The sequence below is a fragment of the Nonomuraea ceibae genome (genome assembly GCF_019396325.1).
Taxonomy (GTDB): domain Bacteria; phylum Actinomycetota; class Actinomycetes; order Streptosporangiales; family Streptosporangiaceae; genus Nonomuraea; species Nonomuraea ceibae.
Genome location: NZ_JAHKRO010000125.1, coordinates 1 through 24,828, shown reverse-complemented (window position 1 = coordinate 24,828; position 24,828 = coordinate 1). Strand labels below are relative to the sequence as shown.

29 protein-coding genes are annotated in these 24,828 nt (G+C 72.8%); 14 read left to right on the top strand and 15 right to left on the bottom strand.

Annotated features, from left to right (window positions below):
• Positions 1-513 (top strand): SCO6745 family protein (locus KME80_RS42370; RefSeq protein ID WP_443681722.1); only part of this gene is annotated, 513 nt, incomplete at its 5' end.
• Between the two features lie 24 nt (positions 514-537).
• On the opposite strand, the gene KME80_RS42365 is transcribed toward KME80_RS42370, so the two are convergent.
• A complete protein-coding gene (locus tag KME80_RS42365; RefSeq protein WP_219517154.1) occupies positions 538-879 on the bottom strand; it encodes a VOC family protein in 342 nt (113 codons plus the stop codon).
• 82 nt (positions 880-961) lie between these two features.
• On the opposite strand from KME80_RS42365, the gene KME80_RS42360 reads away from it, so the two are divergent.
• Positions 962-1,165: a hypothetical protein gene (locus KME80_RS42360; protein WP_219517152.1), complete on the top strand. Its 204-nt coding sequence runs from the start codon at positions 962-964 to the stop codon at positions 1,163-1,165.
• A gap of 63 nt (positions 1,166-1,228) precedes the next feature.
• On the opposite strand, the gene KME80_RS42355 is transcribed toward KME80_RS42360, so the two are convergent.
• From KME80_RS42355 to KME80_RS42325, 7 genes are all read right to left on the bottom strand, one after another.
• Positions 1,229-1,441, bottom strand: a complete 213-nt coding sequence (locus tag KME80_RS42355) for a hypothetical protein (RefSeq protein WP_219517150.1) — start codon at positions 1,439-1,441, stop codon at positions 1,229-1,231.
• A gap of 3 nt (positions 1,442-1,444) precedes the next feature.
• The gene (locus KME80_RS42350) at positions 1,445-2,173 is read right to left on the bottom strand and encodes an alpha/beta fold hydrolase (RefSeq protein WP_219517149.1); all 729 of its coding nucleotides are present in this window, start codon (positions 2,171-2,173) and stop codon (positions 1,445-1,447) included.
• Positions 2,170-2,796, bottom strand: coding sequence for a LysE family translocator (locus KME80_RS42345; RefSeq protein ID WP_219517148.1), 627 nt, complete (start codon positions 2,794-2,796; stop codon positions 2,170-2,172). Before KME80_RS42345 ends, KME80_RS42350 begins: the two co-directional genes overlap by 4 nt.
• Positions 2,797-2,826: 30 nt before the next feature.
• Positions 2,827-3,798, bottom strand: coding sequence for a helix-turn-helix transcriptional regulator (locus KME80_RS42340; protein WP_219517147.1), 972 nt, complete (start codon positions 3,796-3,798; stop codon positions 2,827-2,829).
• Positions 3,799-3,822: 24 nt separating this feature from the next.
• Positions 3,823-4,584: a TSUP family transporter gene (locus KME80_RS42335; RefSeq protein ID WP_219517146.1), complete on the bottom strand. Its 762-nt coding sequence runs from the start codon at positions 4,582-4,584 to the stop codon at positions 3,823-3,825.
• 178 nt (positions 4,585-4,762) lie between these two features.
• On the bottom strand, positions 4,763-5,380 hold the full coding sequence (locus tag KME80_RS42330) for an ATP-dependent Clp protease proteolytic subunit (RefSeq protein WP_219517144.1): 618 nt from the start codon (positions 5,378-5,380) through the stop codon (positions 4,763-4,765).
• 1 nt (position 5,381) lies between these two features.
• On the bottom strand, positions 5,382-5,945 hold the full coding sequence (locus KME80_RS42325; RefSeq protein WP_219517142.1) for a ClpP family protease: 564 nt from the start codon (positions 5,943-5,945) through the stop codon (positions 5,382-5,384).
• Positions 5,946-6,091: 146 nt separating this feature from the next.
• Here KME80_RS42325 and KME80_RS42320 point away from each other — a divergent pair, with 146 nt between their 5' ends.
• Positions 6,092-7,384 carry a sensor histidine kinase gene (locus KME80_RS42320; protein ID WP_308126154.1) on the top strand — a complete coding sequence of 431 codons (1,293 nt, stop codon included), beginning with the start codon at positions 6,092-6,094 and terminating at the stop codon, positions 7,382-7,384.
• On the top strand, positions 7,381-8,019 hold the full coding sequence (locus tag KME80_RS42315; protein WP_219517140.1) for a response regulator transcription factor: 639 nt from the start codon (positions 7,381-7,383) through the stop codon (positions 8,017-8,019). The genes KME80_RS42320 and KME80_RS42315 overlap by 4 nt, the downstream gene beginning before the upstream one ends.
• On the opposite strand, the gene KME80_RS42310 is transcribed toward KME80_RS42315, so the two are convergent.
• Both KME80_RS42310 and KME80_RS42305 read right to left on the bottom strand, forming a co-directional pair.
• Entirely contained in the window at positions 7,989-8,876 is an 888-nt protein-coding gene (locus tag KME80_RS42310) for a DUF2268 domain-containing putative Zn-dependent protease (RefSeq protein WP_219517138.1), read from the bottom strand. The genes KME80_RS42315 and KME80_RS42310 overlap by 31 nt on opposite strands.
• A 43-nt stretch (positions 8,877-8,919) precedes the next feature.
• Entirely contained in the window at positions 8,920-9,690 is a 771-nt protein-coding gene (locus KME80_RS42305; protein ID WP_246646664.1) for a hypothetical protein, read from the bottom strand.
• Positions 9,691-9,745: 55 nt separating this feature from the next.
• On the opposite strand from KME80_RS42305, the gene KME80_RS42300 reads away from it, so the two are divergent.
• Genes KME80_RS42300 through KME80_RS42270 form a run of 7 tightly spaced genes read left to right on the top strand, consistent with a single transcriptional unit; the run spans position 9,746 to position 16,043 of the window.
• Entirely contained in the window at positions 9,746-10,747 is a 1,002-nt protein-coding gene (locus KME80_RS42300; protein ID WP_219517136.1) for an AAA family ATPase, read from the top strand.
• Positions 10,744-11,679 carry a DUF58 domain-containing protein gene (locus KME80_RS42295; protein WP_308126153.1) on the top strand — a complete coding sequence of 312 codons (936 nt, stop codon included), beginning with the start codon at positions 10,744-10,746 and terminating at the stop codon, positions 11,677-11,679. Before KME80_RS42300 ends, KME80_RS42295 begins: the two co-directional genes overlap by 4 nt.
• Positions 11,676-12,623 (top strand): VWA domain-containing protein, encoded by a 948-nt coding sequence (locus KME80_RS42290; RefSeq protein ID WP_219517133.1) that lies wholly within the window; start codon positions 11,676-11,678, stop codon positions 12,621-12,623. Before KME80_RS42295 ends, KME80_RS42290 begins: the two co-directional genes overlap by 4 nt.
• 11 nt (positions 12,624-12,634) lie before the next feature.
• Positions 12,635-13,225 carry a class I SAM-dependent methyltransferase gene (locus tag KME80_RS42285; protein WP_219517131.1) on the top strand — a complete coding sequence of 197 codons (591 nt, stop codon included), beginning with the start codon at positions 12,635-12,637 and terminating at the stop codon, positions 13,223-13,225.
• Positions 13,222-13,761, top strand: coding sequence for a TrmH family RNA methyltransferase (locus tag KME80_RS42280; RefSeq protein ID WP_219517129.1), 540 nt, complete (start codon positions 13,222-13,224; stop codon positions 13,759-13,761). Before KME80_RS42285 ends, KME80_RS42280 begins: the two co-directional genes overlap by 4 nt.
• A gap of 35 nt (positions 13,762-13,796) precedes the next feature.
• Complete coding sequence (locus tag KME80_RS42275; RefSeq protein ID WP_308126152.1) at positions 13,797-14,597, top strand: glycerophosphodiester phosphodiesterase family protein; 801 nt, start codon at positions 13,797-13,799, stop codon at positions 14,595-14,597.
• A 9-nt stretch (positions 14,598-14,606) separates the two neighbouring features.
• A complete protein-coding gene (locus tag KME80_RS42270) occupies positions 14,607-16,043 on the top strand; it encodes an MFS transporter (protein ID WP_219517126.1) in 1,437 nt (478 codons plus the stop codon).
• A 6-nt stretch (positions 16,044-16,049) separates the two neighbouring features.
• On the opposite strand, the gene KME80_RS42265 is transcribed toward KME80_RS42270, so the two are convergent.
• On the bottom strand, positions 16,050-16,526 hold the full coding sequence (locus KME80_RS42265) for a winged helix-turn-helix transcriptional regulator (protein WP_308126151.1): 477 nt from the start codon (positions 16,524-16,526) through the stop codon (positions 16,050-16,052).
• A gap of 269 nt (positions 16,527-16,795) precedes the next feature.
• Here KME80_RS42265 and KME80_RS42260 point away from each other — a divergent pair, with 269 nt between their 5' ends.
• Positions 16,796-17,140: an RNA polymerase-binding protein RbpA gene (locus KME80_RS42260; protein WP_043625492.1), complete on the top strand. Its 345-nt coding sequence runs from the start codon at positions 16,796-16,798 to the stop codon at positions 17,138-17,140.
• Positions 17,141-17,206: 66 nt separating this feature from the next.
• Here KME80_RS42260 and KME80_RS42255 read toward each other — a convergent pair whose 3' ends face one another.
• The 4 genes from KME80_RS42255 to KME80_RS42240 form a co-directional block, all read right to left on the bottom strand.
• Positions 17,207-17,737, bottom strand: a complete 531-nt coding sequence (locus KME80_RS42255) for an FxsA family protein (RefSeq protein WP_219517124.1) — start codon at positions 17,735-17,737, stop codon at positions 17,207-17,209.
• 120 nt (positions 17,738-17,857) lie between these two features.
• Positions 17,858-18,601 carry a polyprenol monophosphomannose synthase gene (locus tag KME80_RS42250; RefSeq protein WP_049576627.1) on the bottom strand — a complete coding sequence of 248 codons (744 nt, stop codon included), beginning with the start codon at positions 18,599-18,601 and terminating at the stop codon, positions 17,858-17,860.
• Between the two features lie 2 nt (positions 18,602-18,603).
• Positions 18,604-20,232, bottom strand: a complete 1,629-nt coding sequence (gene lnt, locus KME80_RS42245; RefSeq protein WP_308126150.1) for an apolipoprotein N-acyltransferase — start codon at positions 20,230-20,232, stop codon at positions 18,604-18,606.
• Positions 20,233-20,776: 544 nt separating this feature from the next.
• The gene (locus KME80_RS42240) at positions 20,777-23,086 is read right to left on the bottom strand and encodes a HelD family protein (RefSeq protein ID WP_504739734.1); all 2,310 of its coding nucleotides are present in this window, start codon (positions 23,084-23,086) and stop codon (positions 20,777-20,779) included.
• Positions 23,087-23,289: 203 nt separating this feature from the next.
• Here KME80_RS42240 and KME80_RS42235 point away from each other — a divergent pair, with 203 nt between their 5' ends.
• Together KME80_RS42235 and KME80_RS42230 are read left to right on the top strand one after the other, a co-directional pair.
• Positions 23,290-24,624, top strand: coding sequence for an ROK family transcriptional regulator (locus KME80_RS42235; protein ID WP_219517120.1), 1,335 nt, complete (start codon positions 23,290-23,292; stop codon positions 24,622-24,624).
• A gap of 20 nt (positions 24,625-24,644) precedes the next feature.
• Positions 24,645-24,828 (top strand): family 4 glycosyl hydrolase (locus KME80_RS42230; RefSeq protein WP_443681711.1); only part of this gene is annotated, 184 nt, incomplete at its 3' end.

Sequence of the window (24,828 nt, the reverse complement as noted above, 5' to 3'; positions counted from 1 at the left end):
GGGCGCGCCGCCCGGAGCGTGACGGCGGCGGGGCGGCCGCTCGCCGCCGCCAACATGGACCTGCCGTGGCCGGACGAGCCGCACCTGGCGCTGTGGCACGCCGCCACCGTGCTGCGCGAGCACCGCGGCGACGGCCACCTGGCCGCGCTGCTGGCCGCCGGGCTCGACCCGTGCGAGTCGCTGGTGTCGTTCGCGGCGATCGGCGCGGCGCCGGTGGAGAACTTCGCCGGGCGCGGCTGGAGCGCCGAGGAGTGGGCCGCGGCCCGCGACCGGCTGGCCGCGCGCGGGCTCGTCGACGACGCCGGCCTGGCCACCGCGCGCGGCCGCGAGCTGCGCGACCAGGTGGAGCGGATGACCGACGAGCTGGCCGCCGGGCCGTGGCGCGAGCTGGGCGAGGAAGGCGCCATGCGGCTGGCGAAGCTGATCGGGCCGGTGCTCGGCCCGGTCTTCGGGTCCGGGCTGCTGCCGATGACCAGCACGCTCGGCATCGCCACGGTCAAGGCGCCCGACTGACCACCCGTGTGCTAACCCGCGCGCTCACCCGAAGCCCGGGGCGGCCTGCCACAGGCTGACGACCGTGCCCTGGTCGTCGGTGCACGTGCAGCCCCGGCCCGACTTGCTGTCCATCACGTCGCCGGTGCTGCCGCCGAGCTCGCGCACCCGCTCGATCGCGGCGTCGAGGTCGGCCACGTGGAAGTAGAGGTTGGGCTGCGACGACGGCCCGCCCGGCACGAACCCCATCGGCACCGTCGTGTTCGTGACATGCAGGTACGTCTCGTGCTCCCACCTGCTCTCCCACCCGAACAGCGCCCCGTAGAAGGCGGCGGCCCGATCCAGGTCCGTCACGGACAACGTGAAGTAGCCGAGCTGCGCGGACATACCGGTGCCTCCAGAACGTTCAGCGTCATCGCCCGCGGCCGGCCCGAGAACGGCCCTGCGGCGAGCCCCCTAGGATCCTTTCATGCCCGACCTGAAGAAGGCGGCCCAGATCATGGCAGGAGGCGTTGTCGTCCTGCTCGTCATCGCCGTGTGCGCCACGGCCGTCGGCATCTTCACCAGCGTCATCGGCATCGGGTTCGGGCGCGGCTTCATGTTCGGAGCCGGCGGCACGGCCATTGCCATGATCAGCGCCTGGTTCGCGGTGCGACGCCAGAAGAGGGAGTAGGGCTCGGCGCAGCCGCGTGGTCGGGCGCGGCTGCGCCGGGGAACGTCGGCGAGGCTGGCCGGCCTAGCGTTTGCCGTACTTCTTGTGCACGGCCTGCTTGCTGACGCCGATCGCGTGGGCGATCTGGGCCCACGCCAGGCCCGCCACGCGGGCGCGCCGGACCTGGACCGCTTCGATGCGCTCGATCTCATGGCGCAGCGCGGTCGTGGCCTCCAGTGCCCGGATCGGGTCGTCGTCCTGGGCCTGCCGCAGCAGTGTCGCCAGATCGTTCGTCATGCACTAAAGGTAGTCCAGCAGGAGCCGGGTGACCTCCTGCGGCCGTTCGAGGGCGGGCAGGTGGCCGGCCCAGTCGAGTTCGAGCAGCCGGGCGTCCGGCAGTTCGGTGGCCAGGTGGCGGGCGCTCTGGCGGAAGTGCTCCAGGTCGTACGGGCCGGTGACGATCAGCGCGGGCGCCTTGACGTCGGCGAGCGAGAAGTCCGGCTCGAACTGCGACGGCTCGGGGTCGGCCGCGAGCTGCATCGTGAAGGCGTGGCGCTGCATCTCGGTCACGCGCTGCCTGGTGGCCTCGTCGGCCTCGGGGCCGAGCCAGGTGCGGGCGTTCAGCTCGGCCGCGCCCTGCGCGTCGCCGAGCTCCAGCAGCCGGTCCTCCTCCTCGCCGAACGCGAGCACGTCGGGCGTCTTGGGCAGGTCGGAGCCGGGGTTCATGAGCACGAGCCGGGTCGCCATGGCGCCGAGCTGCAGCGCGACCCGGCAACCGTAGGAGGAGGCGACGAGCGCGGCGCGTTCCACGCCGAGCGTGGCGAGCACGTCGGCCACGTCGCCCGCGTCGCTGTAGGGCGCGTCGGCGGCGTTCGGGGTGCGGCCGAAGCCGCGGTAGTCGAGCCTGATCACGCGGAACCGCTCGGCCAGCGGCTCCCACTGGGCGTCCCACATGCCGGCGTCGGCGGCGCTCGACGCGAGGAGCACGACCGGCTCGCCGGTGCCCGCTTCTTCGTACCAGATCGTCATTTGGCCTCCACGACCAGTCGCATGCCCAGTCCGATGAGGACGACACCGGAGATCCGCTCCAGCCATCGCCGCACCGCCGGGCGTCCCAGCATGTCCTTGGCCTGCGCGACGGCCCAGATGAGCGCGGTGTACCAGAGCAGGTCCACGAGGACCCACACGACGGCCAGGGTCACCAGCGTGAGCGGGACGTTCCGGCCTTGCGGCACGAACTGCGGCAGGAACGACATCGCGAACACGGCCGCCTTCGGGTTGGCCAGGCAGGTGCCCAGCCCGAGCAGGTAGGACCTGCGGTGACCGGCGGCGGACGGCACGAGCGCGTCGGCCGGCCGGGGCTCGGGCGCGCCGCGCCGGGCCTGCCAGAGCGACTGCGCGCCCATGACCACGAGCACGACCGCGCCGGTGATCCGCATGACGTCGTAGGCCAGCTGCGAGGCGAGCAGCAGCGCCGAGAGGCCGAACGCGGCGGCCAGGCCCCACGCCAGGATGCCCGTCTCGTTGCCGAGCGTGGCCGACAGCCCGGAGCCGCGCCCCGATCTGACCGTCTGGCGCAGGATGACGGCGGTGCTCACCCCGGGCACCATCGCCACCAGCACGCACGCGCCGATGAAAGCTAGTAGATACATAAGCGGCCATCGTGCCAGAACGAAACCGGATTATCCGTACATTTTTCCGAGGGCCGTGACCGCCTCCGCCATGAGGACGCGCAGTTCGGGCGGGCCGAGCACCTCCACGTCCGCGCCCATGCGCAGCAGCAGCCAGCGGGCGTGCCTGATCGACTCGATGGGCACGGTCAGCGTGCGCCACCCTTCGGCGTCGGGCTCGCCGCCCGCCTCCAGCGCCGCCGTGACCACCTCGGCGCCCATCGTGTACGCCAGCATGTCCTCCATGCCGGGCGCCAGCCTGATCACCGCCTCGGCGGTGTACATGCGCTGCCGGAACTCGGCCGCGTACGCCTGCCAGAACTCTGCCAGGTCGAACCCCTCGGGCCGCTCGAAGCGCCCGGGCGCCGTCTCGGCCGTCAGCACCCGCGACACCCGGTACGTGCGCGGGCTGCCGCCGGGCGGCGCCGCGACCATGTACCAGGTGCCGCCCTTGAGCACCAGCCCGTACGGGTGCACCAGCCGCTCGACCACCTGCTGCCCCCACCGCCGGTAGGTCATCCGCAGCGGGCGCTGATCCCACACCGCCTCCGACACCTCGGTCAGGTGCGGCACGTCGTCGGCGCCGCGGTACCAGCCGGGCACGTCCAGCAGGAACCGCTCGCGCATCCGCGAGGCGTGCGAGCGCGGCTCGGGCGGCAGCGCGGCCAGGAGCTTCAGCTCGGCGTTCGCCGCCACCTCGGCCAGCCCCAGCTCGGCCGCCGGCCCCGGCAGCCCGGCCAGGAACAGCGACGACGCCTCCTCCGCGGTCAGCCCGTTGAGCCGGGTGCGGTAGCCGTCGAGCAGCTGGTAGCCGCCCGCCGGGCCGCGGTCGGCGTAGACCGGCACCCCGGCCGCCGACAGCGCCTCCACGTCGCGGTACACCGTACGGACCGAGACCTCCAGCTCCGCCGACAGCTCGGTCGCCGTCATGCGGCCGCGCGTCTGCAACAGCAGCAGTAGCGACAACAGACGGCTCGCGCGCATGCCGCCATTGTAGGGACGCGTCCGTTATGCGAACTGCTGCCAGCCGAGCCTGGCCACCATCGCGACCACCACGCACAGCAGGATGATCCGCACGAACCCGGTGCCGCGCCGGATGGCCATCCGCGCGCCGACCTGCGCCCCGGCGATATTGCACGCCGCCATGCCCAGGCCGAGCCCCCACAGCACGTGCCCCTGCCAGCCGAACACCAGCAGCGCCCCCAGGTTCGTCCCGGTATTGATGATCTTGGCCGAGGCGGACGCCGACACGAAGTCCAGCCCGATGATCGTGGTGAACGCGATGATCAGGAACGTCCCCGTGCCCGGGCCCATGATCCCGTCGTAGAACGCGATCCCCAGCCCCGCCACGCCCACCGCGAGCGCCACCCGGCGCCGGGTGCGCAACTGCGGCTGCCCGGTGGCGCCGAGCGCCGGCCGCAACGTCACGAACGCCGCCACGCCGAGCAGGATCACCATCACCGCCGGCCGCAGCACCTCCGCGCTGATCGCCGCCGCCGCCGACGCGCCCAGCCCGGCGCTCAGCACCGCGAGCGCCGCCCCCGGCAGCGCCACCTCCCGGTCGAACTTCGTGGTCAGCGCGTACGTGACGGCGGCCGAGGCGGTGCCGAACACGGAGGAGAACTTGTTCGTGGCCATCGCCTGCACCGGCGAGATGCCGGTCACCATCAGCGCCGGCAACTGCAGGAGCCCGCCGCCGCCCACCACCGCGTCCACCCAGCCGGCGCCGGCCGCCGCGACGAGCAGGAGCAGAACCTGTTCCAGCGACACCCGACTCCCCGCTCCCCCGATAAACCCCAAAAAGGGCCCTCAAAGGGTATAGGGCAGGCGTTACACGCCAATCACCGGACACTGCCCCAACGCCGCGCCGCCTCCTGCGGGGCGCGATGGGCCGGAGAGGCCCCCGCCCCGGCCGCGCCCAGGACGGGGGCGATCCCCGGAAGGCCGGCTAGCGGGCCGGGGTGAGGGTGCGTTTGCGGGAGGCGAAGATGTCGTCGATGAGCCGGTAGGTGCGCGCCTGCTCGGCGGTGAAGATGCGGTCGCGCTCGATGTCCTTCCTGATTTCCAGGGGGCCGCGCCCGGTGTGGCGGGCCAGGATCTCCTCCTGCTGGTCACGCATGCGCAGGATCTCGCGGGCGTGGATCTCCAGGTCGCTGCCCTGGCCCCGGCCGCCCTCGGTGGCGGGCTGGTGGAGCAGGACCCGGGCGTGCGGCAGCGCGGCGCGCTTGCCGGGGGCGCCGGCGGCGAGCAGGACGGCCGCCGCCGAGGCGGCCTCGCCGATGCAGACCGTCTGGATCTCCGGCCGGACGAACTGCATGGTGTCGTAGATGGCCGCCATGGCGGTGAACGACCCGCCCGGCGAGTTGATGTACATGTTGATGTCCCGGTCGGGGTCGATCGACTCGAGCGTCAGGAGCTGCGCCATCACGTCGTTGGCGGAGGTGTCGTCGATCGGCGTGCCGATGAAGATGATCCGGTCCTCGAAGAGCTTGTTGTACGGGTTGAGCTCCTTGACCCCGTAGGAGGTGCGCTCGGTGAACGAGGGCAGCACGTAGCGTCCGCTCATGTCAGTTGGTCCCTTCGGCGATGTGGTCGACGAAGCCGTACTCCAGGGCTTCCCGGGCGGTGAACCAGCGGTCGCGGTCGGAATCGGCCTGGATGCGCTCCAGCGGCTGGCCCGTGTGGTGGGCGATGATCTCGGCCATCCGCCGCTTGGTGTGGAGCATGTTCTCGGCCTGGATCTGGATGTCGGCGGCCGAGCCTCCGATGCCGCCGAGCGGCTGGTGCATGACGACGCGTGAGTTGGGCAGCGCGTAGCGCTTGCCGGGCGCGCCGGCGCAGAGCAGGAGCTGCCCCATGGACGCGGCGAACCCCATCGCGACCGTCGCCACGTCGCACGGCACGAACTGCATCATGTCGTAGAGCGCCATCCCGGCACTCACCGAACCGCCCGGCGAATTGATGTAAAGCGTAATGTCGCGGGTCGGATCCTCGGCTGCCAGCAATAGCAGCTCACCGCACAGCCGGTTGCAAATGTCGTCGTCGACCTCCTGGCCGAGAACGAGGATGCGCTCCTTGAGCAGGCGCTGATTGAGCTGGTCAGGCCACTGTGCGCGCAGAGTCTCCGTCATGGGCTTCGCCCTTTCTGGTGGTGCCGTTTTACATTGACGACGTTAGACCCGGTCTTCGCGACTTAAGGAATCTTTTCGCTGGCGGCGCATTTCTCTAAAAGCGCATTCCACCGAGAGCGAATAAAGGTCGACATACAATCGCCGATGTGAGATGGAACCGATCGCTGGCCCGGCGCTGGTCGTGCCTGATCCTGGGCGGGGCCCTGCTGATGCCGTACATGATGGTCGGCGTGCTGGTCTCCGGCATCCTGCGCGGCGACCAGACCGCCAGCGTGCTGCTCCCCACCCAGATCGGCGTCTTCGCCGCGGTGCTGCCCGTCGTGGCGCTCACCGGGCTGTTCCTGCCGGTGCGCTCGCTGGAGATCAGCGCGGCCGAGGGCCTGCTGGGCGTCCGGGTCGAGCCGGGGGTGCCGGGGGCGCGGCGGTCCTGGCAGGAGCGGCGGCGCACGGCCGCCTGGTACACGATGCACCTGGCCGTCGGCGGGCTCGCCAGCGGCTTCACGCTCGCGGTCGTGCCGTTCACGGTGGTCTCGCTGGCGCTGCCGTTCGTCGGCGGCGCCCCGGACATGCTCGGCTACCGCGTCGACGGCGGGTGGCAGGCGGTCGGCTGGGCCGCCGCCGGGGTGGCGCTGCTGGTGCCGCTCGTGCTGCTCGTCCACTGGTCGGCGGCGCTGCTGGCCCGCCTGGCGCCCCCGCTGCTCGGCCCGACCCCCGCCGAACGGCTGGCCGCCGCCGAGGAGCACGCCCGTACGCTGGCCCAGCGCAACCGGCTGGCCCGCGAGCTGCACGACTCGGTGGGGCACGCGCTGAGCGTGGTCACGCTGCAGGCGGCCGCGGCCGGCCGCGTCCTCGACCGCGACCCCGCCCTGGCGCGTACGGCCCTGTCGGCCATCGAGCAGTCGGCCCGCTCCGCCCTGGAGGACCTCGACCACGTCCTCGGCCTCCTTCGCGAGGACGACCGCCCCGCGAGCGACCGGCCCGTGAACGACCGGCCCGTGAACGATCGGCCCACCGACGACCGCGACCAGGGCGCCGACGACCCCGGCCGGAGCAGGGAGCCCGCGGCCACGTTGGCGCGGCTGCCCGAGCTGGTGGCCGGGGCGGGGGTGCCGGTGCGGCTGGAGGCGGGCGACCTGGCCGCGGTCCCCGGATCGGTGTCCCGGGAGGCGTACCGGATCGTCCAGGAGGCGCTGACCAACGCCATCAAGCACGGCCGCCCGCCCGTGGACGTCACGGTCGGCGTGCGGGAGCACGCGCTGCACCTGGAGGTCGTCAACCGGACCGGCGGCGAGCCGGACCGGGGCAGGCCCGGAGGCGGCGGCAGGGGGGTGGCCGGGATGCGGGAGCGGGTGCGGCTGCTCGGCGGCGAGATGGACGCGGGGCCGCGGGAGGGCGGCTGGCACGTCCGGGTACGGCTGCCGCTACGGTCGCATCCATGACTATCAGGGTCGTGATCGCCGACGACGAGGACCTCATCCGCGCGGGGCTGCGCGTCATCCTCGACTCCGAGCCGGAGCTGAGCGTGGTCGGGGAGGCCGCCGACGGTGCCGCGGTGCTGCCGGTGGTGCGCCGGGAGCGGCCCGACGTGGTGCTGATGGACGTGCGGATGCCGGACGTCGACGGCATCCAGGCCACGCGGCGGCTGGTGGCGCTGGACGACCCGCCGAAGGTGCTGGTGGTGACGACGTTCGAGAACGACGACTACGTCTACGACGCGCTGCGGGCGGGCGCGGACGGGTTCCTGCTGAAGCGGACCAGGCCGGACGAGCTGGTGCGCGCGGTCAAGCTGGTGGCGGCCGGGGAGACGCTGCTGTTCCCGGCCGCCATCCGCGCGCTGGCCGGTCGCCGCCCGGTCACCGAGGTGCCCGGGATCGGCAGGCTGACCGGCCGGGAGGGGGACGTGCTGCGGCTGATGGCCAAGGGCCTGTCCAACGGCGAGATCGCCGCCGAGCTGACCGTCAGCCCGGAGACGGTCAAGACGCACGTCGGCAACGTGCTCGCCAAGCTGGGCGCCCGTGACCGCACCCAGGCGGTCATCGCCGCCTACGAGTCGGGCTTCGTCTCGCCGCGCTGAGCGCGCAGCCGCATGAGCTCGGCGACAGGCAGGCCGCTGAGCTGGGCGGCGGTCATGCCGGTGGCCTCGATGATCTCGTCCACCAGCGACAGCCCCACCGAATATCCCGCCATATCCGGAATGCCGCGCGGCTCCTGGCCGAACAGCCGCATGGCGCTGTCGCCCAGCACGTACGCGGAGGTGTGCTGCATGCCCGCCAGCTCGAAGTCGGCCATGATCTTCGTCCGCGCGCGCTCGTACTCCTCCCCCGTCACCATCGACGACCACGGCCCCATCGCCTCGGCCCCCGACAGCTCCCGCACGAACGCCTCGGCCAGCCCCTCGCTGATCACGTGCTCGCCGACCGTCACCTCGACCGGGTGCCACTCGACCGTGGTGAAACGCACCGCGTGGTGGAACTCGTGCACCGCCAGATGCCCGATCCGCCCGATGACCTCGTCGGTGGGCCACGCCAGCAGGTAGAGCCACCCGGGGATGCCGCCCATCCCGTAGTAGCCGGCGGCCACCCTCATCAGATGGTCGTTGTCCGGATCGCCGAGCACGAACATCACCTGGATCCGCTCCTCCTGCTCCAGGTGTCCCAGCGCCTCGGAGGCCCGCTCCAGCTCCCGCTCGATCTGCCCCAGCACGTCCTGCCGGGCCAGCCTCTCCAGCGCCTCCAGGTAGCGCGGATCGTCGGCGTCCGCCCGGAACCCGCCGGCCTGGTGGTGCATGTCGACGAGGTCGGCCGGCACGGGCACGCGCGAGGCCGCCCACATCGGCGCGAGCATCTCGCGCAGCGCGTCGGGCCGCTTCTCCCGCGGCCCCTTCAGCATCCCGGCCATCGCCGAGACCGTGTCGTGAACGATGAACTTCATGGCGCTGACGCTAGAGCCTCACGCGACGTCAGGCTCAAATCGATCAGAGCTGCCGATTCTCCGGATCGCCCTCCCCCGGCGAACGGCCGGGCGTCTCGCCGCTGCGCGTCGGCTCGGGCGTCGGCGACGGGCTCGGCCGCTGCGGCTCCGGCGTGGCCGGCGTCGGCGGCGGGCTCGGCAGGAACTGCGTCGGCGGGAGCTGGCGCGGCATCGGGTCGCTGTTGTCGGAACGCACCAGCATGAGCAGCGCGATCACCGTCATCAGCAGAAGCAGCACGAGCACCGCCAGCGCCGCCATCAGCACCCGCTTGCGCGTCTCGGTCAGCGGCCGCTTGCGCACCGGCGGGGCCAGCGCGGGCGCGCGGTCGGTCAGCCAGTACGGGACGAAGTCCGGGCCGTGCGCCTGCCCGATCAGCGTGCCGCCCACCATGACCGGCTCCAGGAACCGCTCGGCCCCCGCCTTGCCCGGCGCGTACGGCACCGCCACCCAGGGCGCCCGCCCGGTGTTCATGCCCAGCACCGCGGGCACGTCGTCGACCACCGCGGACCGCGACCTGCCGGCGCGCCCGAGCCAGCCGCGCACGCCCGCCTGCTCGGCGGGCGCGGCCTCGCGCACGGCGGTCACGAACCGCTCGCGCGCCGCCGCGTCGAACGCCGCCCCGCGCGTGAGCACGGCCAGGGAGACCGCGCGCCCGTCAGGCCCCTGCCCCAGATAGACGAAACCGGCCGGGGCCGCGTGCAGGCGGGCCTGCACCACGAACGGCCCGAGCCGTGGCGGATCACCGAACTGAAGCGGACTTGCCACATCTGCCATGAAAGCACAGACGTGGCGTCGTGCACGTTTGCGGCGCCTTTGGTGGAATAGCGTCATGAGCGACGCCGAAGAGCAGCCAGGCGGAACGGACGCGGCGGTGCTGCGTCAGGCCCTCGACGAGGTCCGGCGGGTCATCGTCGGCCAGGAGCACATGGTCGAGAGACTGGTCGTGGCCCTGCTGGCACGCGGCCACTGCCTGCTGGAAGGGGTTCCGGGCGTCGCCAAGACCCTCGCCGCCTCCACCCTGGCCACCGTCGTGGGCGGCACGTTCGCCCGTATCCAGTTCACCCCCGACCTGGTGCCCAGCGACATCGTCGGCACCCGCGTCTTCCACCCGTCCAACGAGAAGTTCGACGTCGAGCTCGGCCCGGTGTTCGTCAACTTCCTGCTCGCCGACGAGATCAACCGCGCCCCCGCCAAGGTGCAGTCGGCGCTGCTGGAGGTCATGGCCGAACGCCAGGTCACGCTCGCCGGCGTCACCCACCCGCTGCCCCGCCCCTTCATCGTGCTGGCCACCCAGAACCCGATCGAGTCCGAGGGCGTCTACCCCCTGCCCGAGGTCCAGCGCGACCGCTTCCTGTTCCGCGTACGGGTGCCGCACCCGACCGCGCACGAGGAGCTGGAGATCCTGCACCGGATGAGCGTCACCCCGCCCGCCCCCGACCGCGTCCTCGACCCGCAGCGGCTGCTGGCGCTCCAGGAGGCCGCCGAGAACGTCTCGGTCCACCAGCTCGTCGCCGACTACGTGGTCCGCCTCGTCATGTCGACCCGCGCCCCCTCCGACTACGGCCTGGCCGACCTGGCCGAGACGATCGAGATCGGCGTCAGCCCGCGCGCCACCCTCGGCCTGGTCTCCGCCGGCCGCGCCCTGGCCGTGCTGCGCGGCCGCGACTACCTGCTGCCCGACGACGTGCGCGACGTGGCCGTGGACGTGATGGCGCACCGGCTGATGCTCACCTTCGACGCGCTGGCCGACGGCGTCGACCCCGAGCAGGTCGTCCGCCAGATCCTGCACGCCGTCCCGCCGCCCCTCGTCGTGTGGAACCAGAACCGGTGAGCACCGCCGAACAGGCCCTGCGCAAGCTGGAGCTGGTCGTCACCCGGCGCCTGGACGGGCTCCTGCACGGCGCCCACCAGGGCCTGCTGCCCGGCACCGGCAGCGAGGCCGGCGACAGCCGCGTCTACGTGCCGGGCGAGGACGACGTGCGCCGCATGGACTGGGCCGTCACCGCCCGCACGACCGTGCCGCACGTGCGCGACCTGGTCGCCGACCGCGAGCTGGAGACGTGGGCGCTGGCCGACCTGTCGCCCAGCATGGACTTCGGCACCGCCGACACCGACAAGCGCGACCTGGTCGTGGCCGCCGTCGGCGCGCTCGGCTTCCTGTCCAGCCGGATGGGCGACCGCTTCGGCGCCCTGGTCATCCACGACGAGTTCATCCACCGCATGCCCGCCCGCACCGGCCGCCCCGCCCTGTACGGCCTGCTGTCCGCGCTCATGGACGCCCCGCGCGGCCGCGCCGTCCCCGACGCGCCCGACCTGGCCGAGGGCATCGACGTGCTGGCGGCCACCCGGCGGCGGCGCGGCATGCGCGTGATCGTCTCCGACTTCCTCGACGCCCGCCCCTCCCTCGACCCCGACGCCGAACGCCCCTGGGAGCGCCCCATCCGCCGCCTGTCCGCCCGCCACCAGGTGCTGGCCGTGGAGATCGTCGACCCGCGCGAGCTCGAACTCCCCGACGTGGGCCGCGTCGCGTTCGCCGACCCCGAGACCGGGCACGTACGCGAAGTGCACCTTTCGCCCAAAGTACGCCGCGCCTACGCCGAGGCCGCGGCGCTGCAACGGGAGGGCACCCGCGCCGCCCTGCGCCGCGCCGGCGTCGCCCACCTGGTGCTGCGCACCGACCGCGACTGGGTGTTCGACGTCGCGCAGTTCGTCCTGCGCCAGCGGCGCACCCGCCACCTGGCACACCGGAAGGTGACCCCGTGACTTTTCTGTCGCCGGCCTGGCTCTGGCTGTCGGTGCTGGTGCTGCTGCTGGCCGCCGGCTACGTGGCCGCGCAGTTCTTCCGCCGCCGCTACACCGTCCGCTTCACGAACCTGGCGCTGCTCAACCTGGTCGCCCCCGCCGGCCCCGGCTGGCGCAGGCACGTGCCGCCCGCGCTGTTCCTCGTCATGATGTCGCTGCTCGTCCTCGGCGCGGCCCGCCCCGCCGACGAGGTACGGGTGCCGCGCGACCGGGCCACCATCATGATCGCCCTGGACGTGTCGCTGTCCATGGAGGCCGGCGACGTCGACCCCAACCGGATCACCGCCGCCAAGTCCGCCGCCCAGTCGTTCGTCCGCGAGCTGCCCGACCGGTTCAACGTCGGCGTCGTCGCCTTCGCCCGCTCCGCCAACGTGCTGATCTCCCCCACCACCGACCACGGCGCCGTGGTGACCGCGATCGGCAATCTGTCCACCCGGCCCGGCACCGCGATCGGCGAGGCGGTGTTCAACTCGCTCGAATCGGTGCGCTCCTTCGACCAGGACGCCGCCACCGACCCGCCGCCCGCCGCGATCGTGCTGCTGTCCGACGGCGACAACACCTCGGGCCGCTCGGTCAAGGAGGCCACCGACGCCGCCACGCAGGCGCACATCCCGGTCTCCACCATCGCCTACGGCACCCAGGAGGGCACCGTCTCCATCGACGGCAGGCCCGTCAACGTGCCCGTCAACAAGCAGACGCTCCAGCAGCTCTCCGACGGCACCGGCGGGCGCGCCTACACGGCCGAGTCCGGCAGCGAGCTGCGCGAGGTCTACGAGCAGATCGGCACCTCGCTCGGCTACAAGCTGGTCAAGCAGGAGATCACCCAGCAGTTCATCGTCGCCGCGCTCGTCCTCGGCCTGCTGGTCGCGGGCGCCGCGGTCTTGTTCGGCACCCGGATCCCGTAACGTTTCCCCACGTGGCCCACTACTTCTCCGAGCGTCCCGAGACCGCCAGCAAGCCCGGCTCTGTCGACCTGGTGCTGCCCGACCTGCACCTGCGGCTGGAGACCGACAGGGGCGTGTTCTCGCCGGAGCGGGTCGACGCCGGCACGCGCATCCTGCTGGAGACGGTCCCGCCGCCACCCCAGGAGGGCGACCTGCTCGACCTGGGCTGCGGCTACGGCCCGATCGCGCTGACGATGGCCTCGCGGGCGCCCAACGCGACGGTGTGGGCCGTCGACGTGAACCGGCGCAGCCTGGAGCTCACCGAGCGCAACGCCCAGGCCGCGCGCCTTTACAAAGTACGGCCCGTGCACGCCGACGAGATGCCGGAGGACGTGACGTTCCAGGCGATCTGGTCCAACCCCGCCATCCGCATCGGCAAGGCGGCGCTGCACGAGATGCTCACCAGGTGGCTGTCCCGGCTGGCTCCCGGCGGCGCCGCCTACCTGGTCGTCCAGAAACACCTCGGCTCGGACTCCCTGCAGCGCTGGCTCGGCGAGCAGGGCTGGCAGGCCTCCCGCGAGGCCTCCCGGGCCGCCTACCGAATCCTGAAGGTGCAACGATGAGAAGGCAGCTGCGCCCCACCGACGTCAAGCGGCTCAACCGCACCTGGCGCCGCAACACCGGCAACCGCCTGGGGCTGATCCTGGAGTCGGTCACCGGCCCGTTCAACGTGGGCTCGATCTTCCGCAGCGCGGCCGCGTTCGGCGTCGACCAGATCTGGCTGGCCGGCAACGCCACCCCGCCGACCAACCCCAAGGCCGGCAAGACCGCGCTCGGCACCGACCGGCTGGTCACCTGGCACGAGGCGATGCCCGCGACCGAGGCGGTCAAGGCGGCCAGGGACGACGGCTTCACCGTGCTGGCGATCGAGCTGACGGCCGAGGCCGTCCCCCTGCACAGGGCCGACCTCGGCCGCGACGTGTGCCTGGTGGTCGGCAGCGAGGACCACGGCTGCTCCCCCGCGCTGCTCGACGCCGCCGACGGCGTCTGCTACATCCCGCAGGTGGGGCGCGTCGGCTCGTTCAACGTGGCCGTCGCCGCCGCCATCGCGCTCGCCGAGGCGCGACGCCAGGAATGGCAGAATCTCCCCGATTCGTAACCCCGTTGTTCATTCGCGGAAGGCATACTCAGGTCGTGCTCAGCCGTCGCTTCGCTTTCCTCGACCACCCGGCGCCCCTGGCGTTCGCCCACCGGGGCGGCGCGGCCGAAGGGGCGGAGAACTCGGCGGCGGCCTTCGAGCGGGCCGTGCGGCTCGGCTACACCTACCTGGAGACCGACGCGCACGCGACCGCCGACGGGGTGCTGCTGGCCTTCCACGACCACACCCTCGACCGGGTGACCGACCGGCGCGGCCGCATCGCCGAGCTGCCCTACAGCGCCGTGCGGCGCGCCCGCATCGGCGGCGAGCACGAGATCCCGCTGCTGGAGGACCTGCTCGGCACCTGGCCGGAGATCCGGTTCAACATCGACGTCAAGGAGGCCGCGGCGATCGCGCCGCTGGCCGAGGCGATCCGCCGCACCGGCGCCTACGACCGCGTCTGCCTGACGTCGTTCTCCGACGAGCGGCTGGCGCTGGCCCGGGCCGCGATCGGGCGCGAGGTCTGCTCGGCGCTCGGCCCGCGCGGCGTCGCCGCGCTGCGCGCCGCCGCCTCCACCTCCGGCTACGGCCGGCTGCTGGCCCGGCTGGTGCGCGCGGGCATCCCGTGCGCGCAGGTCCCGATCGGCTTCCGCGGGCTGCCCGTCACCACGCGCAGCCTGGTCCGTACGGCGCACGCCATCGGCATGCAGGTGCACGTGTGGACGATCAACGACGCCGCGCGGATGGAGCGCCTGCTCGATCTGGGCGTCGACGGCATCATGACCGACAACATCACCGGGCTGCGCACCGTGCTGGAAGAGCGCGGACAGTGGCATCCCGGCCGCATGGCCGCCTAGGAGCGACTCTTGTCCGTACCCGCACCCCCCGCGGACCCCACCGGTGCCTCCCCCGCCGCCCGCAGGCGCGAGCAGCGCGGCTGGTACTTCTACGACTGGGCCAACTCGGCCTTCTACACCACGGTCATCTCGGTCTTCCTCGGCCCGTACCTGATCCCGGTCGCCAAGACCGCGGCGTGTGCCAAGGACTTCCCGCAGGTCGCCGCCGCCACCTGCGTCGAGACCTTCGACGAGCTGGCCGCGGCCAGCCCCGGGCTCGGCTACGTGGACGTGCTCGGCATGGACATCCGCCCGGCCGCGTACTTCGGGCTGATCACGACCGCGGCGGTGCTGCTGCAGATCGTCTTCCTGCCGATCGTGGGCGCGCTCGCCGACCACACCGGCCGCAAGCGGGAGATGCTCGGCGCCTTCGCCTACGCGGGCGCGCTGGCCGCGATGGGCCTGTACTTCGTCGAGGGCGACCGCTACCTGCTGGGCGGCGTGCTGTTCGTCGTCGCCAACCTGGCCTACGGCGCCTCCATCGTCGTCTACGACTCGTTCCTGCCGCAGATCTCCACAGCCGAGGAGCGCGACCGGGTCTCCTCGCGCGGGTGGGCCATCGGCTACCTGGGCGGCGGCCTGCTGCTGGCGCTCAACCTGGTGCTCTTCCTCAACCACGCGAGCCTCGGCCTGGAGGAGGGGCACGCGGTGCGCATCGCCATGGTGTCGGCCGGGCTGTGGTGGGCGACGTTCACGATCGTGCCGCTGCTGCGGCTGCGCAACCGGCCCGTCCCGGCCCACGAGCACACCGCGCTGTCCTCCGTGGGCGGCAGCTTCCGCCAGCTCGGCCGCACGCTCAGGGAACTGCGCCGCTACCCGCTGACGCTGCTGTTCCTGGTGGCGTACCTGGTCTACAACGACGGCATCCAGACCGTCATCGGCAACAGCGCCGCCTTCGCCTCCGAGGCGCTCAAGCTCGAACAGGAAGTGCAGATCACCGCCATCCTCCTGGTGCAGTTCGTGGCGTTCTTCGGCGCGCTGCTGCTCGGCCGGCTGGCCCGGCGGTTCGGCACCAAGAACACGGTGCTGGCCAGCCTGGTGGTGTGGACGGTCATCGTGATCGCCGCGCTGTTCGTGCGGGAGGGCGAGGCGCTGCAGTTCTACCTGATGGCGTTCGCGATCGCGATCGTGCTGGGCGGCAGCCAGGCGCTGTCGCGCTCGCTGTTCTCGCAGGTCATCCCGAAGGGCCGGGAGGCCGAGTACTTCAGCCTGCTGCAGATCAGCGACAAGGGCTCGGCCTTCATCGGCTCGCTCACGATCACGCTCGCGCTGCAGTTCACCAACAGCTACCGCATCGCCATCCTGTCGATGATCGTCTTCTTCGTGCTCGGCTTCGTGCTGCTGGCCCTGGTCAACCTGCCCAAGGCCATCCGCGCCGCGGGCAACGAGGTGCCCTCGAAGATCTAGCGGGGTCTAGGGGGCCGCCAGGACCATCGTGCCGGGCCCCTGGGCGGCGCCGGGGCCCCGCACGGCCAGCACGGTCTCGGCGTTGGCCTCGCCGCCGCAGTGCGGGCAGGTGACGACCGGGGTGAACTGCTGGCCGCAGGAGTGCACGAGCAGCGCGGGCGGCCCTCCGGGCGGCGTGGCCCACCGGTCGCCCCAGGACATGAGCGTGATGAGCGCCGGCACGATGTCGCGGCCCGCCTCGGTCAGCACGTACTCGTGGCGCGGCGGCCGGTCCTGGTAGGGCTGCCGCTCCACCACGCCCGCGCTCACGAGGTGGTCCAGCCGTCTGGTGAGCAGGTTGCGCGAGATGCCCAGGTCCTCCGCCAGGTCGTCGAACCGCCGCACGCCGAGGAAGAGGTCGCGCAGGATGAGCGGAGTCCACGGCTCGGCGACGACGCCGACGGCCTGGGCGATGGAGCAGTGCATGTCCCCGAACCTGTTCACGGGCCCAGCATAGGAGCGTTGACGAAGTGAACCCATGCCAGTTCACTTTCAGGACTCACCGTGCTGGGGGACACCGGCGCTGGTGGGAGCCGCGGCAGGACCCTCGACCCCGTGCCCGCCGGCCGGACTTCATGGACGCCGCGTCCAACTGCCGGGCCGATGCGCGATTGGATCACCCCGCAGGTGGGAATCCCATCACGGTACCAAGCGTTACACACCGTGGGAGACAGACCCCCCACGTATGGGGGCCCTGTAGGAGGCATTGAAACATGGGCGAGCGCGCGCTTCGTGGCACCCGGCTCGGGGCAACCAGCTACGAGAACGACCGTAACACGGATCTGGCCCCCCGCCAGGAGGTGTCCTACACCTGCCCGAAGGGCCATCGCTTCGAGGTTCCGCTTGCCGCCGAGGCCGAGATCCCCGCGACCTGGGAGTGCCGCATGTGCGGCGCCACCGCGGTCCGGGTCGACGGCGAGCAGCCGGAATCGAAGAAGACGAAGCCCCCGCGGACACACTGGGACATGCTCCTGGAGCGGCGGTCCATCGAAGACCTGGAAGAGGTGCTCAACGAGCGACTGGCGGTCCTGAGGGCCCAGCGTCGCAAGAGCGCCTGACGACCTCTCACGGTGAAACCCCCGGGCTGACGGCCCGGGGGTTTTTCTCTGTCTGCGTCCCCGGCCTCAGTCTTCCCGGATGACCTCGCCGTGCACGACCTTGCCCGGTCCACCGTGCTGCCCGTGCTGCGCGTGCTGGCCGTTGCGCGCGGGGCCGGCGAACGGGTCGCCGTCCGGCACCGCGCCCGGCGCGGCCGTGAAGAGGTTCGCGTACGGCGAGGCCGCCGCCATCTTCTTGATCCGCCGCTGGAAGAAGTACGCGCCGAGCCGCCGCATCAGCGGCCGGGTCATCGGCAGGATGCACAGCAGGCCGACCACGTCGCTGAAGAAGCCCGGCGTGAGCAGCAGCGTGCCGCCCACCAGGATGAGGCCGCCGTCGGCCAGCTCCCGCTCCGGCATCCGCCCCGACTGCAGCGCCTCCTGGAGGCTGCGCCACGCCCTGCGGCCCTCGCGCCGGATCAGCCACGAGCCCAGCAGGCTCGCCGCGACCAGCAGGCCGACCGTCTGCCAGCCGCCGATGACGGAGCCCACCTGGATGAGCAGCCAGATCTCCAGCACCGGCACCAGCAGGAAGGCCAGGAATAGCACAAGCCGCATCGTTCGCCCTCGATTCCGCACACGTCTACATCACGGACAACGCGCGGCGGCCCCGATGCGTTCCGCGCCCGCCGCCGCGTGGCGCCTTCCGCTCAGCCACGCCCGCCCAGCCATGCCCGTTCAGCCGCGCCGGCGGCGCATGCGGGCGGGCAGCCCGGTGACGCCCCACTGGGCGATGCGCCAGAACGCCTCGCCCATGACGCGGCCGCTCATCTTGCTCGTGCCGACCGTGCGCTCGACGAACGTGATCGGCACCTCTGCCACCCGCAGCCCGTGGCGGGCGGCGCGCAGCGTGAGGTCGACCTGGAAGCAGTAGCCCTGCGACTCCACGTCGGCCAGCCCGATCTTCTCCAGGGTGGCCGCCCGGTAGGCGCGGAAGCCGGCGGTGGCGTCGCGCACCGGCAGGCCCAGCATGAGCCGCGTGTAGACGTTGGCGCCCCGGGACAGGAACTCGCGGGAGGCCGGCCAGTTCATCACCCGGCCGCCCGGCACGTAGCGGGAGCCGATGGCCAGGTCGGCGCCGTCGGCCAGCGCCTCCAGCAGCTTGTGCAGCTCCTCGGGCTGGTGGGAGCCGTCGGCGTCCATCTCGACCAGCACGTCGAAGCCCTCGTCCAGCCCCCAGCGGAACCCGGCGATGTAGGCGGCGCCGAGCCCCTGCTTGGCCGGCCGGTGCAGGACGTGCACGTGGTCGTCGCCGGAGGCGAGCTCGTCGGCGATCTTGCCGGTGCCGTCGGGGCTGTTGTCGTCGGCCACCAGCAGGTGCGCGCCGGGCACCGCGGCCCGCAGCCGCTCGGCGATCCTCGGCAGGTTGTCGCGCTCGTTGTAGGTCGGGACGATGACCAGCACCCGCCCGAGAGTCTCCATCGTCAGTCGTTCCCCATCCGGTCGTCCCGCCGTCTGCGCCACACGGCGACTCCGACGGCCGCCGCACCCATCACCATCAATGCCCACTCCGGCAGCGCGCCGACCCTCGTGGCGATGGTGTGTTCGGTGCGTATCGGCACGGTCACCACCGTCTGGTCGGCCACGAGCTCGCGAGTCTGCCAGGAGACCTTACCGTCCGGTGTCACGAAAGCGGAGATCCCGGTGGTGGCGGCGGTCACCACGGCCCTGTTGTGCTCGACGGCGCGCAGCTGCGACATGGCGAGCTGTTGCGCCGGCAGGTTGGACTGCGCGTAGGTGGCGTTGTTGGTCTGCACGACGAGCGGGGTGCCGCCGGCGCGCACGGTGCCGCGCACGGTGTCGTCGTAGGCCACCTCGTAGCAGTTGACGGCGCCGACGGTGACCGGCCCGAGCTTGAGGTCGCCGGGCACGGTGCCGGCCACCGACTGCCTGCCGACCAGCGCGGCGCGGTCCCACAGGGCCAGCACGAGCTCCTTGAACGGCGTGTACTCGCCGAAGGGGACCAGGCGCTGCTTGTCGTAGTGGGCGCCGGGCCCGGTGGCCGGGTCCCACACCAGGCTGCGGGTGGCGCGCCGGTCGTCGCCGATCGCCACGACGGCGCCGATCAGCGTGGGCACGCCGACGTCCTTGACCGACTCGTCGATGGTCCGGTACGCGTAGGCGTCGCGGAAGGGGTCGATGTCGGTGGAGTTCTCCGGCAGGACCACGATGTCGGGCCTGGGCAGCCTGCCCTCGCGGACGGCCTGGGCGATGCGCCGGGTGCCGTCGGCGTGGTTCTTCATCACGATCGCGGGCTCGTCGCCGAAGATGTCCATGCCCCGGCCGGGCATGTTGCCCTGCACGATGCCGACGTTGACGGTGCGGCCCTCGTCGCCGGGGCGGGGCACGGCCAGGCCGAGCAGCGGCACGGCCAGCGCGAGCGCCACCGGCGCGACCCGCCGCAGTGCCGCCTTCGGGCCCGGCGCGGGCCGGCGCAGGACCGCGTACGCGAGCAGCGCGCCGCACAGGGTGGCGGCGAACGACACCAGCGGCGCGCCGCCCAGCGCGGCGTACGGGGTGAACACGGACTCGCCCTGGCTGAAGGCCACCCGCGCCCACGGGAAGCCGCCGATCGGCACCAGGCCGCGCAGCCACTCCATCGCCACCCACAGCGCGGCGAACCACAGCGGCCACCACTTGAGCCGGAGCACCAGCGCGGCGGCCACGGCCAGCGCGGCGTAGAACAGGCTCTCGACGCCGACGAGCATCAGCCAGACGTCGTCGCCGACCGTCCGCACCCAGGCGAGCGCGGGGAACAGGAACACCAGGCCGCCCAGGTAGCCGAGCCAGGCGGCGCGGCGGGGCCCGGCGCCGTACAGGGAGGCGGCGATCAGGGCGAGGCCGAGCGGCGCGCACGGCCACCAGCCGAGCGGCGGGAAGGCCAGGTAGAGCAGCAGGCTCCCGGCGGACATGGCCCCGGCGCGCATCGCCGCGTCGCGCCGCGAGCGCCTGCGGCCGGCGCGGGGCGGCGCGGGCGGGCCCGGCTCACCGGGGGCGCGGTCCACGGTGTCGGACGAGCTGTCGGCGTCGTCGCCGGGCACGGAGTCAGACACGGGGGTGGGCACGGGGGCGGGGGGCGTGGACGGTGGGCCCGTTCGTTCCTGCACCACTGCGCGTCTCCCTCGCCGATCGCCTGCTTGCGGAAACGCTACCGCCCCACGGGCGCGCTCAGGTCATCACGGCACGGCGGAAAGCGGGGGCGGCAGGGTGATCCCGTGGCCGACGGGACCACCCGGCGCGCAGACGGCCCGGTGCACGGGAACGGGAAGAGGGCCCGGAAACCCTTCGGACCGGACCCGTCTCGTCGGCGGCGAGCGCGGAATTCCGTTGTCTACTGGGCTCCCGGGCCCGTCCCGGGTCCAACCCCCCGCCCGGTTGGGGTGCCCCGACTCGACGGACCGACGGCCCTGCACCTGGCTGTGTGGACGAAGTCACGCTCCGTCACGGACGCAGGATCCGGCGATGTCAGAGACGGCCAACCGGCCAAGTCCCGTGCTGGACTGCGCAGCAAACTACCGACTCCACCTCAGATGTCAACCGTGTCCCGATCAGCAGAAACATCGAGTCTTCGCAGGTGGCCGCCCGCGCCGGAGCCGGTCAAAGCCCATTCGCGGCTGCCTGCGCACGGGTTGGCAAGCCGCTGAGCGCCTGCGGGAGCGGGCCTTCCGCGACGACGCCGAGCCGTTGCGTGGCGCGGGTCAGCGCCACGTACAGGTCGCTCGGGCCGCGCGGCGACTGGGCCGCGATGAGGCCCGGCTCGGCCACGATGACCGCGTCGAACTCCAGCCCCTTGGCGTCGGCGACGCCCATGACGGCGACGGGCGCGTCGAGCGCCGCCGCGCCGCGGGCCCGGCCGGCTCCGGGGGCGACGACCACGGCGCCCTCGACCGCCTCGCGCACCAGGTCGCCGAGCTCGCCGAGCAGCGCGTCGGGGGTCACCACGGCGACCTTGCCGCCTTCGGCCGCCTCCGCCCTGACCAGGTCGGGCAGCGCGGACAGCGGGGCCGACCAGGGCGGCGTGCCGCCCTCGCGGACGGAGGTGGGCGCCTCCAGCGACGGGCCGACGGTGGCCAGCACGCGGGCGGCTACCTCCATCAGCTCGACGGGCGTGCGGTAGTTGACGGTCAGGCGTTCCTGCCGCCAGCGCCCGGCCACGTACGGGTCGAGCACGTCCTTCCAGGAACGCGCGCCGGCGGCGGACCCCGTCTGGGCGATGTCGCCGACGATCGTCATGGACCGGTTGGGGACGCGCCGCATGACGGCGCGCCAGGCCATCGGCGACAGCTCCTGCGCCTCGTCGACGATGACGTGGCCGTAGGCCCAGGTGCGGTCGGCGGCGGCGCGCTCGGCGGTGGTCAGGTAGGGGCCGCCGCCGCGCTGGCGTTCGGCGAGGCGTTCGGCCTCCATGACGTCGGACAGGCCGGTCAGCTCCAGGACCTCGCGGGCGTAGGCGAGCTCGGCCTCGCGCTCGTGCTCCTCGGCGCGGCGGGCGGCGGCCAGCTCCTCCTCCGCCTGCAGAGCGGAGGCGCGCAGCACCTGCTCGTCGATCTCGCCGAGCAGGTCGGCGGCCTCGTCGAGCAGCGGCACGTCGGACTCGGTCCACTCCCCCGCGCGGGAGGCGTCGCGCAGCAGCAGCTCCCGCTCCTTCGGCGTCAGCGCCGAGGCGGCCTCGGCGAGCCGCTGCGGCGAGCCGTACAGGCCGAGCAGCAGCCGCTGCGGCGTCAGGTAGGGCCACAGGCGGTTGAGCGCGGACCGGACGACCGGCTCGGTGCGCAGGTCCTCGCGCAGGTCGGCGAGGTCGTCGTCGTCGATGAGACCCTTGCCGATCTTCCTGGCGAGCTGCCGGGCGAGCGCGTTGAGCAGCGACCTGACGAACACCGCGCGGGCCTGGTTGTGCGGGCGGCGCGAGCGGATCGCCTTGTTGCGGGCCGACTCCAGCATGCCGCGGTCGATCGTGAGGGTGTTGCGGCCGAGGTTCAGCTCGATCGGCTGGCGCGGGACGCGCTGGCGTTCGCGCACGGCCTTGGCCAGCACCTCGGCCATGCGCGCGTCGCCCTTGACGGCGGCCACCTCGGGCCGCTCGCGGGCGGTGGCGGTCACGCCGGGGTAGAGCTCGCCGACGGTGGACAGCAGCACGTCGGTCTCGCCCAGCGAGGGCAGCACCTGCTCGATGTAGCGCAGGAACGTCGGGTTGGGGCCGAGGACGAGCACGCCGCGGCGCTCGAGCCGCTCGCGGTGGGTGTAGAGGAGGTAGGCGGCGCGGTGCAGCGCGACGACGGTCTTGCCGGTGCCGGGGCCGCCCTGCACGACCAGCACGCCGTTGAGGTCGGCGCGGATGACGCGGTCCTGCTCGCCCTGGATGGTGGCGACGATGTCGCGCATGCGGCCGGTGCGCCGCTCGTCGAGCGCGGCCAGCAGCGCGGCCTCGCCGTTGAGGGTGGCGCGGTCGTCCTCGGTGAGCGCGTCGAGGTCGAGCAGGTCGTCGTCGACGCCGATGACCTCGCGGCCCCTGGTCTGCAGGTGGCGCCGCCGGGTGACGCCCATCGGCGCGGCCGGGGTGGCGCGGTAGAAGGGCTGGGCGACGGGCGCCCGCCAGTCGATGAGCAGCCGCTCCTGCTCGTCGTCGGTCAGGCCGAGCTTGCCGATGTAGAGGCGGCCTTCGGCGTGGTGATCGAGCCGTCCGAAAACCAGGCCGCGCTCGACCGCCCACAGCCGGGCGAGCCGGGTGGCGTGCATCTCGGCGAAGGAGTCGCGCTCCGACATGTTCTGCATCGTGCCGACGGCTCCCATGGCCAGCACGTCCTTGAGCTGCCGCTGGGTACGCTCGCGCAGCAGGTCGAGGCGGTCGTAGAGGCGGGTGACGTACGCCTGCTCCCTGGCGAGCTCTGTTTGACGAGTTGCCGCCAGACCATTATTGTGGTTAATGGGACGCTCCGGGCCATTCTGCTTGTTGTTACGACAAACGACGACATTAGCACGCCTGTTGAGCCACTCTTCGCTTTTCCCTCCCTCTCGTACGGTCACGGGTCGATTTCGACACTTGACCGAATGGCCTTTCGCTCTTTACGTTCACCCCGGTTAGGAAAGTTTCCTAACTGGAAGGGGTAACAGTGAGCGGTCCCGTGCCGGGCACGCCGAGCCTGCTGCGCGCGATCAACGATCGCGCCGCCCTGCGCGCGCTTCTCGAACGCGGCCCACTCACCCGCCTCGAGATCGGCACGCTGACCGGTCTGTCGAAGCCTACGGCCTCCCAGCTGCTCTCCCGTCTGCAGGAGGCCGGGCTGGTGGTGCCCGACGGCATCAGGGAGGGCCTGCCCGGCCGTACGGCCGAGGTCTACCGGCTCAACCCCGAGGCGGCGTACGCGGCCGCGCTGGACGTGACCTTCACCCGCGTCGAGGCGCGCGTGGCCGACCTGACCGGCACCGTCGTCGGCGAGCACGCGGTGCCCGCGCCCGCCACCCCGGACGAGCTCGTCGACCGGCTGCGCGCGGCCCTCGCGGGGGCGAGGCCGCCCGAGACGCCCCGGCGGGTGGTGATCGGCGTGCAGGCGGCGCTGGACCCCTCCACGGGCCGCCTGGGGTACGCGACGGCCGAGGAGATGCCCGGCTGGCACGTCGACGACCTGGAGAAGGCGCTGAGCGACGGGCTGGGCGTGCCCGTGTCGGTGGAGAACAACGTCAACCTGGTGGCCGTGGCCGAGCAGGCGCACGGCGCGGCGCGCGGCACGCCCGACTTCGTGCTGCTCTGGGCCGACCAGGGCATCGGGTCGGCCATCGTGCTCGGCGGCCGCATGCACCGGGGCGCGACCGGAGGCGCCGGCGAGGTCGGCTACATGCCCGCGCCGGGCGCGCCGACGGCCCGCGAGGCGGGGCAGTACGGCGACCACGGCTACCAGGCGCTCACCGGCGGCGCGGCCGTCCTGCGGGTGCTGCGCGCCCATGGCGTCGAGGGCGCGGACTTCCGCGAGGCGGTGGCGAACGCCGTCCGTCGGCTGGAGGCGGACGGGACGGCCGCCCTCGAAGATCTCCGGGCCGGACATCCGGCGCACACAGGCCCGGACGGCGCTCAGAGGGCCGCTACGGCCACGGACGGGGCGGAGACGGCCTCATTGGTCACCCCCGTCACGGAGAGCGCTCTCCGTGGCTCTCAGAGCGCCCGGGCGGCGTCGGGGTTGCGCGAGGTGGCGGCCCGGCTGGCGGTGGGCCTGGCGGCCATCACGTCCGTGGTTGACCCCGGCCTGATCGTGGTGACCGGCGGCGTGGTGCTGGCGGGCGGCGAGCCGCTGCGGGCGCTGATCGAGCGGGAGCTGCACGCGCTGACGATTCCCCAGCCCCTGGTCCGCCTGTCGGAGGTGGCGGGCAACCCGGTGCTGGCCGGCGGACTTGACCTGGCTCTGAAGATCGTGCGCGACGAGGTCTTCGGCGCCACGCTGCCCGGATCGTGACCCATGGAAGGGACCGAGGTTTGAGACTCGCTGTTGTCGGGGGCGGCTCCACGTACACGCCCGAGCTGATCGACGGGTTCGCGCGGCTGCGCGACGAGCTGCCGCTGACCGAGATCGCGCTGGTGGACCCGGACGCCTCCAGGCTCGGGCTGGTGGCGGGCATGGCGCGCCGGATGCTGGCGCACGCCGGGCACCCGGCCCGGG

Excerpts from the sequence above, each read along its gene's own strand:
- KME80_RS42340 (WP_219517147.1), bottom strand. The coding sequence starts at position 3,798 with ATGCGCGCGAGCCGTCTGTTGTCGCTACTGCTGCTGTTGCAGACGCGC.
- KME80_RS42315 (WP_219517140.1), top strand. The coding sequence starts at position 7,381 with ATGACTATCAGGGTCGTGATCGCCGACGACGAGGACCTCATCCGCGCG.
- KME80_RS42280 (WP_219517129.1), top strand. The coding sequence starts at position 13,222 with ATGAGAAGGCAGCTGCGCCCCACCGACGTCAAGCGGCTCAACCGCACC.
- KME80_RS42310 (WP_219517138.1), bottom strand. The coding sequence starts at position 8,876 with ATGAAGTTCATCGTTCACGACACGGTCTCGGCGATGGCCGGGATGCTG.
- KME80_RS42330 (WP_219517144.1), bottom strand. The coding sequence starts at position 5,380 with ATGAGCGGACGCTACGTGCTGCCCTCGTTCACCGAGCGCACCTCCTAC.
- KME80_RS42365 (WP_219517154.1), bottom strand. The coding sequence starts at position 879 with ATGTCCGCGCAGCTCGGCTACTTCACGTTGTCCGTGACGGACCTGGAT.
- KME80_RS42255 (WP_219517124.1), bottom strand. The coding sequence starts at position 17,737 with ATGCGGCTTGTGCTATTCCTGGCCTTCCTGCTGGTGCCGGTGCTGGAG.
- KME80_RS42345 (WP_219517148.1), bottom strand. The coding sequence starts at position 2,796 with ATGTATCTACTAGCTTTCATCGGCGCGTGCGTGCTGGTGGCGATGGTG.
- KME80_RS42300 (WP_219517136.1), top strand. The coding sequence starts at position 9,746 with ATGAGCGACGCCGAAGAGCAGCCAGGCGGAACGGACGCGGCGGTGCTG.
- KME80_RS42355 (WP_219517150.1), bottom strand. The coding sequence starts at position 1,441 with ATGACGAACGATCTGGCGACACTGCTGCGGCAGGCCCAGGACGACGAC.
- KME80_RS42260 (WP_043625492.1), top strand. The coding sequence starts at position 16,796 with ATGGGCGAGCGCGCGCTTCGTGGCACCCGGCTCGGGGCAACCAGCTAC.
- KME80_RS42350 (WP_219517149.1), bottom strand. The coding sequence starts at position 2,173 with ATGACGATCTGGTACGAAGAAGCGGGCACCGGCGAGCCGGTCGTGCTC.
- KME80_RS42325 (WP_219517142.1), bottom strand. The coding sequence starts at position 5,945 with ATGACGGAGACTCTGCGCGCACAGTGGCCTGACCAGCTCAATCAGCGC.
- KME80_RS42305 (WP_246646664.1), bottom strand. The coding sequence starts at position 9,690 with ATGGCAGATGTGGCAAGTCCGCTTCAGTTCGGTGATCCGCCACGGCTC.
- KME80_RS42360 (WP_219517152.1), top strand. The coding sequence starts at position 962 with ATGCCCGACCTGAAGAAGGCGGCCCAGATCATGGCAGGAGGCGTTGTC.
- KME80_RS42250 (WP_049576627.1), bottom strand. The coding sequence starts at position 18,601 with ATGGAGACTCTCGGGCGGGTGCTGGTCATCGTCCCGACCTACAACGAG.